General features: G+C 69.6%; 10 protein-coding genes. 5 read left to right on the top strand and 5 right to left on the bottom strand.

What is annotated here, in order from left to right:
* Positions 1-26: 26 nt before the first annotated feature.
* Positions 27-575 (bottom strand): DoxX family membrane protein, encoded by a 549-nt coding sequence (locus SROS_RS17100; RefSeq protein ID WP_012890201.1) that lies wholly within the window; start codon positions 573-575, stop codon positions 27-29.
* A gap of 319 nt (positions 576-894) precedes the next feature.
* On the opposite strand from SROS_RS17100, the gene SROS_RS17095 reads away from it, so the two are divergent.
* The 4 genes from SROS_RS17095 (at position 895) to SROS_RS17080 (ending at position 6324) form a co-directional block, all read left to right on the top strand.
* A complete protein-coding gene (locus tag SROS_RS17095; protein ID WP_012890197.1) occupies positions 895-2652 on the top strand; it encodes an IS1182 family transposase in 1758 nt (585 codons plus the stop codon).
* 267 nt (positions 2653-2919) lie between these two features.
* Positions 2920-4095: a sensor histidine kinase gene (locus SROS_RS17090; protein WP_012890200.1), complete on the top strand. Its 1176-nt coding sequence runs from the start codon at positions 2920-2922 to the stop codon at positions 4093-4095.
* The gene (locus SROS_RS17085; protein ID WP_012890199.1) at positions 4092-4754 is read left to right on the top strand and encodes a response regulator; all 663 of its coding nucleotides are present in this window, start codon (positions 4092-4094) and stop codon (positions 4752-4754) included. The genes SROS_RS17090 and SROS_RS17085 overlap by 4 nt, the downstream gene beginning before the upstream one ends.
* Before the next feature lie 109 nt (positions 4755-4863).
* Positions 4864-6324, top strand: a complete 1461-nt coding sequence (locus SROS_RS17080) for a serine hydrolase domain-containing protein (protein ID WP_245564660.1) — start codon at positions 4864-4866, stop codon at positions 6322-6324.
* Positions 6325-6452: 128 nt separating this feature from the next.
* Here the strand turns inward: SROS_RS17080 and SROS_RS17075 are convergent, their stop codons facing one another.
* Positions 6453-8210 carry an IS1182 family transposase gene (locus SROS_RS17075; RefSeq protein WP_012890197.1) on the bottom strand — a complete coding sequence of 586 codons (1758 nt, stop codon included), beginning with the start codon at positions 8208-8210 and terminating at the stop codon, positions 6453-6455.
* A gap of 268 nt (positions 8211-8478) precedes the next feature.
* Positions 8479-11037, bottom strand: coding sequence for a collagenase (locus SROS_RS17070; RefSeq protein ID WP_012890196.1), 2559 nt, complete (start codon positions 11035-11037; stop codon positions 8479-8481).
* 208 nt (positions 11038-11245) lie between these two features.
* On the opposite strand from SROS_RS17070, the gene SROS_RS17065 reads away from it, so the two are divergent.
* A complete protein-coding gene (locus SROS_RS17065; protein ID WP_012890195.1) occupies positions 11246-12202 on the top strand; it encodes a LysR family transcriptional regulator in 957 nt (318 codons plus the stop codon).
* Positions 12203-12329: 127 nt separating this feature from the next.
* On the opposite strand, the gene SROS_RS17060 is transcribed toward SROS_RS17065, so the two are convergent.
* Positions 12330-13511 carry a globin domain-containing protein gene (locus SROS_RS17060; RefSeq protein ID WP_012890194.1) on the bottom strand — a complete coding sequence of 394 codons (1182 nt, stop codon included), beginning with the start codon at positions 13509-13511 and terminating at the stop codon, positions 12330-12332.
* 71 nt (positions 13512-13582) lie between these two features.
* On the bottom strand, positions 13583-14011 hold the full coding sequence (locus SROS_RS17055) for an RrF2 family transcriptional regulator (protein WP_012890193.1): 429 nt from the start codon (positions 14009-14011) through the stop codon (positions 13583-13585).
* Positions 14012-14197 lie beyond the last annotated feature (186 nt).

Raw genomic sequence — 14197 nt, 5'->3', positions numbered from 1 at the left:
GCGTCCATGTTCGCGGCCGTCATCGTCTACTTCAGGATCGGGTGGCGGCGCACCAGCGGGGTCCGCCCCCACCAGGCTCCGGCGCCGAGGGTGTCGCCCGCGCCCGCCAGCGCCAGGCCGGCCAGCACGACGGCGTAGACGAGGTGGTCGTCCATGAACGGGTTGGTGTCCAGCGGGAGCGCGGCGGCCCACATGAGCACCAGCAGCAGGCCTCCGGTGACGGCGGCGACGCGCATGCCCACGCCCAGGATGAGCGCCGCCCCGATGCCGAGCAGGCCGAGCATGAACAGCCAGTCGACCCAGGCCTGCCCCGCCAGGCTGCTGAAGAGACCGCCGAGCGCGTTCTCGCCGGTCCCCTTGAGGAAGCCGGTGGTCGGGCTGCCTCCGTTGATCCAGGCGCGCTCCGCCGGGGTCGCGAAGCCCCAGCCGAAGAGCTTGTCCAGGAAGGCCCACAGGAAGGTCCAGCCGAGGAAGATCCGGGCGATCGCCCAGACGTAGTCGACGGGGCGGGCGGTCGTGACGGGTTCGACGGCATCTGCACGGCCGCGCCGGTGGCCGCCTTCGGTGATCGCCATGACTGGTCTCCTCGGGTTCTGACGGGCTCTGGTTGCTGTGGCTCAAGCACACCGTTTTCCGGAGCCGCCCGGCAGTGCCGTACGGCTCGCCCGTCCGGCCCCGAAGTCCCTGTTCCACGGGACTTTCGGCCCTCGATCAGATCGGCGCGTCCGGGCGCGGGTGCCTGGTGACTCTGTAGGCGAGAGACGGATCTGGCTCGAAGTCCGGATGCTGTTGGTGATCTTCCTTGTGTCTGGTGTTCCCGTTGGCTTCGTGGTTCTCTAAAGGTGACCTCTCCGCACCGCTCTGTAGTCACTGTATGGAGGTGGACGGGTGTCGATGGGCGGGGATACCGGCCGGGTGATCCCGGCGGAGACGGTCCGTGCGGCCTGGGCGGCCAATCCTTCTGGAACTCCGGCGATGTGGATCCGGGACCGGCTCGCGGGAGTGTTCGGCGAGAAGGACTTCGTCGGCTGGTTTCCCGCTGATGGGCGGCGTGGATTGTCGCCGGTGGTGTTGGCGCTGGTCAGCGTGTTGCAGTTCGCGGAGAACCTGACCGATCGGCAGGCGGCGCTGGCGGTGCGATGCCGGATCGACTGGAAGTACTGCCTCGGGCTGGAGCTGACGGATCCGGGGTTCGACCACTCTGTGCTCTCGGAGTTCCGAGATCGGATGGCCCAAGACGATCGGGCGGACCGACTGCTGGCGGTGATGGTGCAACGGCTGGTCGAGGCGGGGCTGGTCAAGCAGCGGGGCCGGGTCCGGACCGATTCCACGCATGTGCTGGCCGCGGTCCGCAAGCTCAACCGCGTCGAGTTGGTCGGGGAGACGCTGCGGGTCGCGCTGGAGGAACTCGCCGCCGCCGATGAACCCTGGCTGGCCGCCCTGATCACCCCGGAGTGGGCCAGCCGCTATGGCCGGCCGGTCCGCTATGACCGGCTGCCGCGCGGCAAGGATGATCTGGCCGCGCACGTGCTGCAGATCGGCCAGGACGGGATGACGGTCCTGGAGGCGGTGCATGCGGCCGGGGCGTCGCGTCGGCTGCGGGATCTGCCGGGGGTGCAGGTACTGCGTCAGGTATGGGTGCAGCAGTACTGGACAGACTCCTACGGTGATCTGGCCTGGCGAGCCGCCAAGTCCAGCCGGGACCGGCAGAGCCGCCACGGCCGGCCGCGTCGGTCATCCGGCGAGGAAAGCGGCCAACAGCCGGACCCGGCACGGGTGCCATGGTCCGGGATCGAGATCGTCAGTCCGCACGATCCCGAAGCCCGGTACTGCCGCAAGGAAGGAAAAACGACCACGAAAGCTGAGTGGGTCGGCTACCGGGATCATCAGAGCGAGACCTGCGACGACAATGTTCCCAACGTGATCGTTCACGTCCTCACCCGCCCGGCGCCGGTCCAGGACATCGATGCCGTGGACGACATCCACGCGGGCCTGGCCGCCAGCGGCTTGACCCCGGCCGAGCATCTCCTCGACAGCGGATACGTCACCCCGGACGTCATCCACCACACCGCCCAGCAGTGGGGCGTCGCTCTGATCGGGCCAGTTCGAGCCGACCCGCGAGGCCGCCACGGGTTCACCAAGGAAGACTTCCACGTCAACTGGGACGATCACACCGTCACCTGCCCGCGCGGGGTGACCAGCCCGCCCTTCAAACCCACCCTCGGCGATGGCAAGCCTCGCCTGTCGGTGCTGTTCCCCCGCGCGGCCTGCCGGGCCTGCCCAGACCGCCAGGCCTGCACCGGTGACGCCAACGGCAAGGGTCGCCACCTCACCCTGCTGCCCGAGCCGCTGCAGCAGATCCAGACCCGCAATCGCGCCGACCAGCACACCGAACCTTGGAAGGCCCGCTACGCCCTGCGCGCCGGCTGCGAGGCCACCGTCTCCGAAACCACCCGCGCCCACGGCCTACGCAATTGCCGCTACAAAGGCCTCGCCAAAACCCACGTCCAGCACGTCCTGACCGCGGCCGGCACCAACGTCATCCGCCTCGCCGACTGCTACACCCCCGGCATCATCCCCGACCGACCGCCACGTCCGATCAGCCCGTTCCAACAACTCTGCCGACGGCTGGCCGCCCAGACCCCAGAATGACATCGAAGATCACCAACAGCATCAAGTCCGTGAAGTGGTGACGGTGTGTGATGGGCGCCGGCTGCTGAGGAGCACGCGTTTGCGGAGAAGCACGCGTTTGCGGAGGAGCGCGAAGCCGGCTCGGCGTTCGATGAGGCAGCTCGTCGACGGGCTTCGCCGGCGGGTTCGTGGCGGGGCGCCAGAATCGGCCTGCCCGTTGCTGGCTATCCTGTGGCACGTCGAGCCAGGTACGGCTCCCCACCACGAGCCCACCGGAAGGCGACGACCGTGACAGCCCCCCAGCGCCGGAGCACATGGCCGGCGACGACGGTGGTGGCGCACGTGGTCATGGCTCTCCTGACGGTGATCATCCTGGTGGGCGTCCGGCACCTCGGCGCGGACCTGTGGCAGATCTTCACCGCGGCGGGTGCTGCCGTCCTGCTCCATGTGGGAGCGGTGGTGGCCCATCGACGGCCACGGGTGGGGTACGCGATCGGCGCGCTGGCAATGCTCGTCCTGGTGACGATGCCCTTCCTGGGCTGGTCACCGAGCATGCTGCCCTCGGCCGTGTGCTTCCCCCTCACGTTGTGGCGGCTGACCGCCCGGGTCTCGGTCAGGTCCTCGGTGGTTGCGTTGGCCGTCGCCGCGCTCGGGATCGTCCTCACCGAGCTGGTGGCGTGGGCCCGGCTGCCCCCTGACATCCCTGTGTGGAACCGCCTGGTCGAGGGCGGGCTGCTGATGCTCGTGGTCGGCGGTGTGTGGCTTGCGGCCCTGCTGGTACGCCGCAGGCACGAGGCCGGCCGACGAGCCGAGAGCGAACGGCTGGCCGCGGCGGTCGCGGACGAACGGGCCAGCATCCGCCGCGACCTGCACGACGTGATCGCCCACACGGTCACCGTCATGGTCGCGCGGATCGAGGCCGCGGCGGTGACGACGGCGGATCCGGCGACCCGCCTCGAACTCGGCGACATCGCCGAGGCCGGCCGGGACGCCCATCAAGGTCTGCGAGCGATGCTGGCCACCTTGAGCCCGGCCACCGTGGCGCCGCGCGCCGATTCCCGGCCCAGAGAGGTCCCGATCTCGCTCGATGCCCTCCCTGACCTCGTGGCATCGGCGGCGAGCCCGCTCCATGCGGTGACGTTCGCGGAGGTGGGTGAGCGACGGCCACTGAGCCTGAGTGCCGAGGTCGCGGCGGTCCGTACCGTGCAGGAGGGCATCACCAACGCGCTGCGCCACCTCCAACCACCGGTCGAGGTGGCCGTCCGCCTGCGCTGGACCCCGGCCGAGGTGGTGGTGGAGGTGCTCGACGACGGCGGCAAGGCGCTTCGCGACGTCGGCAGCCAGGGGACCGGCTTGATGGGGATCGAGGAGCGCGTGCGTACAGCAGGCGGCACCCTGTCGATCGACGACGGGGACGACGGGTGGATGCTGCGGGCGCGGCTCCCCACGAAGGAGGGGACATGACCGGGATCCGTGTCATGCTCGTCGACGATCAGGAGTTGCTGCGGGCCTCGCTCCGTACGGTGCTGTCGGCCGACGAACGCATCGAGGTCACCCACGACGTCGCGAACGGCAGCGACGCGATCGAGGTCGTCCGGCGGCACCGCCTCGACGTGGTACTGATGGACATCCGCATGCCGCGCATGGACGGGGTCGCCGCCACGGCGGAGATCGTCAGGATCGCACCGGCGACCCGGGTGCTCATGCTGACGACGTTCGATGATGACGAACTGGTCGTGGCCGCCATCCGGGCCGGCGCGAGCGGCTACCTGACCAAGGACGTCCGGCCCGCCGCCCTGGCCCAGGCCGTGTGTGACGTCGCCTCCGGGACGTCGGCGCTGACCCCGGGGGTGGCCGCGACGATCCTCGATCTCGTACGGCAGGTGCCGATCCGGAGGACGGCAGCCCTGGACGGCCTCACCCCGCGCGAGGTCGAGATCTTCGGCCTGCTCGCCCGCGGCAGGTCCAACAGCGAGATCTGCGCGGAACTGGTGCTGAGCGAGAACACGGTGAAGTCGCACGTCCGGGCCGTCCTGCAGAAACTGGACCTGCGCGACCGCGTGCACGCGGTGATCCACGCGTACGAGAACGGGCTCGTGGGTCGCAGCGATCTGCCTGGCTGAGGATTCCATCCTGCCGGGTGGTCCCGTCTCACCCCTTCGGGTGATGTCGGCCGGTGACGCCCGGCCTAGGTTCGACGTCGTGCATTTCCTACCTCTCCGCTCTCCTCGTGTGACCTCCCTCATCGTCCTCGGCGGCGTGCTCGTCGCCCTGCTGCTCGGCTGGACGGCACCGGCCCATGCCACCGGCGAACGGCTGGTCGACGACTACCGCTCCGTCTACGGCACGCCGGGTGTCGCGGCGGCCGTGATCGACGGGTCGTCGGTCGAGACGATCGTCCGCGGCCGGGACGGGGACGGCAACGCGGTGACGGCGCGGACTCGGTTCCGGATCGCGTCGATGAGCAAGTCGATGACGGCGGCGGCGATCATGCTGCTGGTCGACCGTGACCGCGTCTCCCTGGACGACCCGCTCGTCAAGGTCCTGCCCGACCTCAGGATGGCCGATCCGCGCTTCACCCGAATCACCGTGCGCCAGGTCCTCAGCCACACCTCGGGGCTGTCGAACAGCACGAACAACGAGTATGTGTTCCCGCCTCCGCGCAGCGCGCAGGAAATCGTGGCCGGGCTGGCCGACAAGACCCTGGCCGCCGATCCGGGCACCCGCTCGGAGTACCACAACACCAACTACTCGATCGCGGCGAGGATCGTCGAGGTGGTGTCGGGGAAGTCCTTCGACGCCTTCCTCCACGCCGAGCTGTTCACGCCGCTGGGCATGACCGGCACCAGCTCGACGCTGGGGTGTTCCGATCGTGCCGAGGGCCTGCCGTCCGGGTACGAGGTCGTCCTCGGGGTGGCCGTCGCGGCACCGGAGATGCCGGGGATCTGCGTCGGCAACGGCGGGGTGATCTCGACCCTGGACGACATGGTGCGGTGGCTGCGGTTCAACCAGGGAACCTTCGGGGCGGACCTGCTGAGTGCCGGCTCCCTGGCCGAGTTGCACACCGTCCAGCCGAAGGCCGGCGACTACGCCCTCGGCTGGCAGTCCCGCCCCGTCGCAGCAGGCACCCCGCCGTCGGTGATCGGCCACGGCGGAACACTGGCGACGTGGACCGGGGACATGGTCTTCTCGCCCAAGACCGGTGTGGCCGCCCTCGTCCTCACCAACAGCGGCGGCGATCCCGGCCTGCTCTCGACCAACCTTCTCGCCGGACGGATCGGGGCACCGGCAACGCCGATGAGCAACCCGCTCACCGTCGTGAACGCGGTCCTGCTCGGGCTCACGGTGGGGATGGCCGCACTGCTGGTCACCGCAGCCGTCCGAGCGCGCCGCTGGGCCTCGCGACGCCACGCGGCGCGCCGGCCGATGCTGGTTCTGCGGCTCGTGCCCCTTGCCCTGGTGACGGTGCTGGGCGCGGTGCTGCCGACGCTGATCTGGGGGGCGTTCAGCTTCCAGTACTGGATCGTCACCGCCTGGCTGCTGCCGCTGCTGGCGCTCTTGTGCCTCATCTGCTGCGTGCTCGGGGCGGTCGCACTCGGCCGTCGCCTCTGGTGCTTCCGCCGCGCCGGTCAGGCGACCTTCGCACCGGTACGGCCGGCTACGGCGGCTACGGCGGCTACGGCGGACAGCTGACCTGGGCGGGAACCTGGCCGGAGCCGGCAAGGACTGAGGATTCACGAGGCGTTTCCGGTCAGAGTCCGTCGTTCTCGGCCCGGTGGTTCTTGACTTCACGGACTTGATGCTGTTGGTGATCTTCGATGTCATTCTGGGGTCTGGGCGGCCAGCCGTCGGCAGAGTTGTTGGAACGGGCTGATCGGACGTGGCGGTCGGTCGGGGATGATGCCGGGGGTGTAGCAGTCGGCGAGGCGGATGACGTTGGTGCCGGCCGCGGTCAGGACGTGCTGGACGTGGGTTTTGGCGAGGCCTTTGTAGCGGCAATTGCGTAGGCCGTGGGCGCGGGTGGTTTCGGAGACGGTGGCCTCGCAGCCGGCGCGCAGGGCGTAGCGGGCCTTCCAAGGTTCGGTGTGCTGGTCGGCGCGATTGCGGGTCTGGATCTGCTGCAGCGGCTCGGGCAGCAGGGTGAGGTGGCGACCCTTGCCGTTGGCGTCACCGGTGCAGGCCTGGCGGTCTGGGCAGGCCCGGCAGGCCGCGCGGGGGAACAGCACCGACAGGCGAGGCTTGCCATCGCCGAGGGTGGGTTTGAAGGGCGGGCTGGTCACCCCGCGCGGGCAGGTGACGGTGTGATCGTCCCAGTTGACGTGGAAGTCTTCCTTGGTGAACCCGTGGCGGCCTCGCGGGTCGGCTCGAACTGGCCCGATCAGAGCGACGCCCCACTGCTGGGCGGTGTGGTGGATGACGTCCGGGGTGACGTATCCGCTGTCGAGGAGATGCTCGGCCGGGGTCAAGCCGCTGGCGGCCAGGCCCGCGTGGATGTCGTCCACGGCATCGATGTCCTGGACCGGCGCCGGGCGGGTGAGGACGTGAACGATCACGTTGGGAACATTGTCGTCGCAGGTCTCGCTCTGATGATCCCGGTAGCCGACCCACTCAGCTTTCGTGGTCGTTTTTCCTTCCTTGCGGCAGTACCGGGCTTCGGGATCGTGCGGACTGACGATCTCGATCCCGGACCATGGCACCCGTGCCGGGTCCGGCTGTTGGCCGCTTTCCTCGCCGGATGACCGACGCGGCCGGCCGTGGCGGCTCTGCCGGTCCCGGCTGGACTTGGCGGCTCGCCAGGCCAGATCACCGTAGGAGTCTGTCCAGTACTGCTGCACCCATACCTGACGCAGTACCTGCACCCCCGGCAGATCCCGCAGCCGACGCGACGCCCCGGCCGCATGCACCGCCTCCAGGACCGTCATCCCGTCCTGGCCGATCTGCAGCACGTGCGCGGCCAGATCATCCTTGCCGCGCGGCAGCCGGTCATAGCGGACCGGCCGGCCATAGCGGCTGGCCCACTCCGGGGTGATCAGGGCGGCCAGCCAGGGTTCATCGGCGGCGGCGAGTTCCTCCAGCGCGACCCGCAGCGTCTCCCCGACCAACTCGACGCGGTTGAGCTTGCGGACCGCGGCCAGCACATGCGTGGAATCGGTCCGGACCCGGCCCCGCTGCTTGACCAGCCCCGCCTCGACCAGCCGTTGCACCATCACCGCCAGCAGTCGGTCCGCCCGATCGTCTTGGGCCATCCGATCTCGGAACTCCGAGAGCACAGAGTGGTCGAACCCCGGATCCGTCAGCTCCAGCCCGAGGCAGTACTTCCAGTCGATCCGGCATCGCACCGCCAGCGCCGCCTGCCGATCGGTCAGGTTCTCCGCGAACTGCAACACGCTGACCAGCGCCAACACCACCGGCGACAATCCACGCCGCCCATCAGCGGGAAACCAGCCGACGAAGTCCTTCTCGCCGAACACTCCCGCGAGCCGGTCCCGGATCCACATCGCCGGAGTTCCAGAAGGATTGGCCGCCCAGGCCGCACGGACCGTCTCCGCCGGGATCACCCGGCCGGTATCCCCGCCCATCGACACCCGTCCACCTCCATACAGTGACTACAGAGCGGTGCGGAGAGGTCACCTTTAGAGAACCACGAAGCCAACGGGAACACCAGACACAAGGAAGATCACCAACAGCATCCGGACTTCGAGCCAGATCCATTTCTCACTGTCAAAACCAGCCTGGACACGGCGGAGCGGAGGGTCCCACCGGGGTGGGGCCCTCCGCCCTCGTCTCCGTCGCGGTTCCGCCCTGGGGCGGCTGTCAGGCCGTCATGCCCGGCCCGCTACGGCGACGTCAGTAGTCGACCTGGAGCGCGGCTCCGGCGAAGGCCTGTGCCGCGTGGAGGCTGATGTAGTTGTAGCCGGTCGGGGGGTTGGTGATGGTCAGGGTCTCGCCGTTGCCCGCGTTGGTCGACCGCTGGGTGTGGGTCGACGTGGTGGCCCAGGAGGTGGGGCTGTAGTAGAGGTTGGCGTTTCCGGTGCCGCCGGAGGAGGTGATGGTCAGCTTGGCGGTGCCGGCCGGGACGTACAGGTAGAGGTACTTGTACTCGCCGGCGGCGGCTGACAGGTTGCTGCGCTTGCAGTTCCGGCCGAGCTCGTCGGTCCTGCCGGCGGTGCATTCGGGGGCGGAGGACCCACCGGAGGTCACCACGACCTGCTTGCCCGCGGTGGCGGTGGCGCCGGCGTTGTCGGTGACGGTCAGCTGCACCGTGTAGGTGCCCGCGGTGGTGTAGGTGTGCGAGGGGTTGGCCGAGGTCGACGAGGTGCCGTCGCCGAAGTTCCACTGGCGCGACGCGATCGTCCCGTCCGAGTCGGTCGAGGTGTCGGTGAAGGTGGTGGCGAGGCCGTTGACGGTGAAGGTGAAGTTCGCGCTCGGCGCCTGGTTGCCGCCGCCTCCGCCCGCGCAGCCGCCCGACGCGCACGCCGTCAGCCAGGTCCGCCAGTCACTGTCGTAGCGGGTGCCGATCGTCGAGGTCAGGAAGTTCCGGGCGGAGTTCCAGCCGCCGGTCCGGTAGTGGCCGAGGACGGTGGCGACGTCAGCGGGGTGCTTCTCGAGCATGTACCGCACCGCCAGGTAGCCCCAGCGGTAGATGCGGGTCGTGTCGTTGTCGTAGGTGGTGTCCCACAGCGTGCTGAGCGCGTAGGTCTGCCTGGCCGCCTCGGTGATCGCGGCGTCGTAGGTCTCCTTGCGGTAGGAGTAGGAGATGTACTCGGCGAAGCCCTCGATCCACCAGATGGTCGGGGTGGTGACGCCGTCCTCGAAGTCGCCGTACATGTTGAACCGGCCGTCGAGGTAGTGGGTGTACTCGTGGTTCAGGTTCCAGACCTGGAAGGCGGGCCGTACCCATTCGGCCTCGTAGGCGATGAAGCGCGGCTGGTTGCCCGCGGCGGCCGGGTTGCCCTCCAGGTACATCCCGCCGTTGTTGGTGCTGATGCCGAACATCGCACCGGCGTAGGTCTGGTAGTCGGTGCTCGAGTCGAAGATGCAGACTTCGATCGTGGTGTTGTTGTCGTCGGCGACCGGGCGGTTGCCGTCCTTGGCCACGTTGTGGAAGTACGCGTCCTGGTTGATGAGGCTGGTGCAGCTGTCGGCGAGCTGCGCGGAGGTCATCGCCTGGGCGCGGATCTTGATGCTGGGGCTGCAGGTGTGGTTGACGGGCAGGATGGTCTGCGCGAGGACCTGCTGGAGGTTGCAGGTGTTGAAGTAGGCGCAGTTGGCCTTGTCGTAGGCGTCGGTCATCTCGGCTACGCCGACCCACAGCGGGGCGGTCGTCCCGGTGATGTTGCTACGGGTGAGCAGGTCCTTGGCCATCGGCCGGACCTTGGCCCGCAGCGTGGAGTGCTGGAGGAAGCGCCCGATCTCCCGGCCGGCGTTGGCGGTCAGGTAGTCACGGTCGGTGCCGAGCAGGTCGAGGTGGTTCAGCGCGAAGGTGTTGAGGGTGTCGATGACGCTCGGGTCGGACTTGACCAGGGTGACGAACGCCGGAACCTCGTGGCCGCGGAAGAGCACCGTGTAGACGTTGTTGACCGCGTTGAGCATCCACCAGCTGGCGTCGTAGGAGCTGTTGTAGCCGTTGAGCAGCCGCTTGACGACGTGGAGGTAGCGGTCGTTCTCCTGGGCGCTGTCGATCAGGGTGACGGCCTCGGCGAGGATCTCGCCGTTGGCGTCGCTGACGGTCGAGGACCGGGAGTTGCCGAAGAATCCGTCGAGTCCGGACTGGATGGCGGTCTTCAGGGAGGGCCCGTAGGTGCCCACGGTGGAGGGGTGGTACCACTGCACGTAGTAGCCGGCGCGCAGGTAGAGCACGAGCTGGGCGGTGCTCGTGCTGTTGTCTCCCTGGTAGGAGGCGGCGTTGTCGCGCAGCGCGTAGGCGACGCTGGTCATCTGCGACTCGCGGAACGCGTAGTAGGCGTCGCCGCCGGTCAGGTTGAACAGGGTGTTGACGCACTCGGTGGTCGAGGCCTTGATCTGCTGGACGAGGGCGCTTCCGGAGCGGCTGGTGAAGTCGCTCGCGCTGCACGCGGCCGCCGCGGCGGTCGACTTGGCGGATTTGTCGGTCTTCGCCGAGGGCCTCGGATGTTCCGGCGTGGGCGTGGGTTTGTCGAGGTCGCGCCGGAGCGCGTCCTTCGAGGCCGACAGCGGCGGGCGCTCCTTGACCGCCAGGGGGGACGCCTGGACGTGCTGCGATCCGTCGTCGGCGGCGCGCACCCCGACGGACGGGGGCTGCGGAGCGGTGGCGGCAGCGGCGGGCGAGGCCACCAGCGGCTGGAGGACGAGTCCCAGGCCCAGCACGGGTGCGAGCAGTGCGGGCAGATGTTTTCCGAACGCGCGCAGGGACGGTGTGAATCTCAACTAAACCTCCGGGGGGTATCCCTGATGGAATGCGAGGTTGGTTTGGTGATGAGAGGTGGGTCAGGGGAGGAACGGCGGCATCGCCTGGCCCGACGGGCGGGGCACGAGACTCCGGGGTCCCAGACCCGGAGGATCGGAGGAGTGCGTCGCCCGAAGTCTCATGGCCGGATGCGGCCAGGCGTCATAACGCGCCACATAATTCTTGGCTATGGACCTCGATATCAGGCATCTCCGTATGATCTGTGCGATAGCGGATACGGGTAGCGTCACGCGGGCCGCGGCCCGGCTGGGCCTGTCACAGCCGGCCATGACCAACCAGCTTCATCGCGTCGAGGACCTCATCGGCGAGGCGATCTTCGTACGGAGCCGTTCCGGGGTGGAGCCGACACCCCTTGGACGTCAGATCATCGCCCGTGCCCGCATCGTCCTGACGGAGGTCGACACGCTCTTCGGCGACCTGCGCGGTCCTTCCGGGCCGGACGGGGTCGTCCGGCTGGGCTGCGTCCACCTGGCCTGCGTCGCGAGCGTCGTCGACCGGGTCGGCGACATGCTGCCCAGCCACGAGATCTCGCTGCGCATCGAGCCCTCCACCGCGCTACTGGCCGAGGCGCTCACCCACGGCCATCTCGACGCGGCGCTGCTGGGCATCATCGAGGGGTTCGACGTCCCCCTGACCGCACCGGTCGTCAGCCGTACCCTGATCCCCCGATATCCGATATTCATCGCCCTGTCGGCGGCCCACCGGCTGGCCGGGGAGGAGGAGATCCACCTCGCCGACCTGAAGGACGAGTCCTGGATCAGCCCGCCGGGCGCCGACGACGGCTCGCTCGCCGCGCTGCGGGCCTCCTGCCGGGCCGTCGGGTTCGAGCCCAACGTGCGCTACGACGCCCCGAGCGGCGCGGGACGGCCACTGGTCGCGGCCGGGCACGGGGTGCGTCTGGTCGACCCCTCCTGGCCCGCGCCGCCCGGCACGGCCGTCCGCCCTCTCGCCGGGCAGCCCCAGGTCGCCCGGCTGGTCGTGGCCTGGCGGCGCGACCGCCTGAGCAACGAGCAGGCGGCAGCGGTCTACCGCGGCCTCGCGGCCGCCTACTCCGACCACGTGGACGACAACCCGATCTTCAAGCGCTGGTGGGACGCGCACCCCGAGGTGCATCCCCTCGCCTGACGGTCCCCCGGCGGGTCTCCGCCCGTCCCCGCCGGTCTGACCGTGGGATTCCTCGCCGGTCCGACCGGGAGCGGCGGCGGAGGGGACGCCCCTCTCCGGCGGCTCGGACGCCGGGACGGGACTCCGATCAGTCCTGACCGAGCCAGAGGTCGGGGCCGAACACCTCGTAGTGGATGTCGGCGGCGGGCACTCCGCGCCGGAGCAGCTCGGAGCGGACACCGCGCATGAACGGCAGCGGCCCGCAGAGGTAGGCGGACAGCCCGTCGGGCAGGTCGACCTCGGCCAGGTCGACCTGGCCGATGTTGGGCCCCGGCTGGCAGGAGCAGCCGCACGCCTGCTCGTACCACAGGTGCAGGGCGGCGCCGGGCAGGTCCGCGGCCAGCCGCTTGAGCTCCTCCCGGTGCGCGTGGTCGGCGGGGGCGCGGTCGGCGTGGACGACGGTGACCCGGCGGGTGGAGCCGGTGGCCGCGAGATGCTCGACCATCGACAGGATCGGGGTGCCGCCGATCCCGGCCGAGGCCAGGAGCAGCGGGGTGTCGCCCTCGGGCAGGGTCAGGTCGCCGAACGGCGCGGAGATCGTCAGCACGTCCCCGGCCTGGACATTGGCATGCAGCCAGTTGGACACCTCGCCGTCCGGGGTGTCGCCGCCGCGCACCCGCTTGACGGTGATCCGCCAGTCGCCTCGCGAGGGGGCGCACGAGAGGCTGTACTGCCGGATCTGCCGGGCGCCGTCGGGCAGGGTGACCGCGACGCTGACGTACTGGCCGGACTTGAAGGACAGGGGGATCGGCGGCCGCAGGGTGAAGGAGACCGCGTCGGCGGTCTGGCGGTGCCGCTCGACCACGGTCGCCCGCAGCCAGCTCTCGCCCGGGTCGCGCCGGAGATCCGCCTCCAGGGCGATCAGCGCGTTGGCCATCAGCCAGTAGACCTCGTCCCAGGCCCGCACCACCTCCGGGGTGACGGCGTCGCCGAGCACCTCGGCGATGGCGGCGAAGAGGTATTTGTGGACCACGTCGTACTGCTCGGCGGTGACCCCGAGCGAGGCGTGCTTGTTGGCGATCCTGGCGAGCATCGCGTCCGGCCGGTCGTCGGGGCGCTCCACCAGGATGGTGGCGAAGGCGGCGATCGATCCGGCGAGTGCGCCGCGCTGCTCGCCGTTGGCCTGGTTGCCCCGGTTGAACAGGTCGCGCAGCAGCTCGGGGTGGTCGGTGAACATCGACCCGTAGAACCGCGCGGTGATGTCCTCCAGGGCTCCGCCGATCACGGGCAGGGTGGCGCGGACGGTCGCGACCGACTCGGGGGAGAGCACAACATCCTCCAAATTAGTAGATGATCTTCATATTTAAGGGTGTACGACGGAGATCGGCCGCACTTCGCCGATCACCTGAGGGTGAGCAGGACCGGCCCGGTCGGCGAGGCGACCAGGTCGTTCACGGTGAGCGGGTCCAGCGACGCGTAAAAGGCCTGCTGGGCGCCGCGCAGCGCGCCGCGCAGGCGGCAGGCGGCCCGCAGCGGGCAGGGGGTCTCCCCCTCGCACGCGACGACCTCCTCCTCACCCTCCAGCTCGCGGACCAGCCAGCCCAGCGACGCCGTACGGCCGGCGACGGTCAGCTCCAGGCCGCCCCCTCGCCCCCGGCGGGCCTCCACCACCCCGAGATGCTGGAGGCGGGCGATGACCTTGGCGGTGTGGGTGTAGGGAATCGCCATCACCTCCGCCACCTGCCTGGTGGTGAGGCTCGTGCCCTGCTCGGCGACGGCCAGTCGCATGGTGACGCGCAGGGCCAGATCCGTGAACTTCGTCAGTCGCACGGCACGAGCCTACCAAACTTGACTTTTACATACCAATTTAGGGTCGGGGTGTCCGCCGCCCCTCAGGCAGGGCCGGCCCGGCGGCGCGACCACCGGCCCCTCGCGGGGTACCGAACGCCCCCTTGTCGCCTTACGTCCGTTTTATTGATTTACATACGCTTTTGGTGGGCTGTAGCCATTCATCGG

It is taken from the genome of Streptosporangium roseum DSM 43021 (assembly GCF_000024865.1).
Lineage (GTDB): Bacteria > Actinomycetota > Actinomycetes > Streptosporangiales > Streptosporangiaceae > Streptosporangium > Streptosporangium roseum.
The sequence above is the reverse complement of the archived record's forward strand: the minus strand, read 5'-3'. Positions and strand labels throughout refer to the sequence as shown.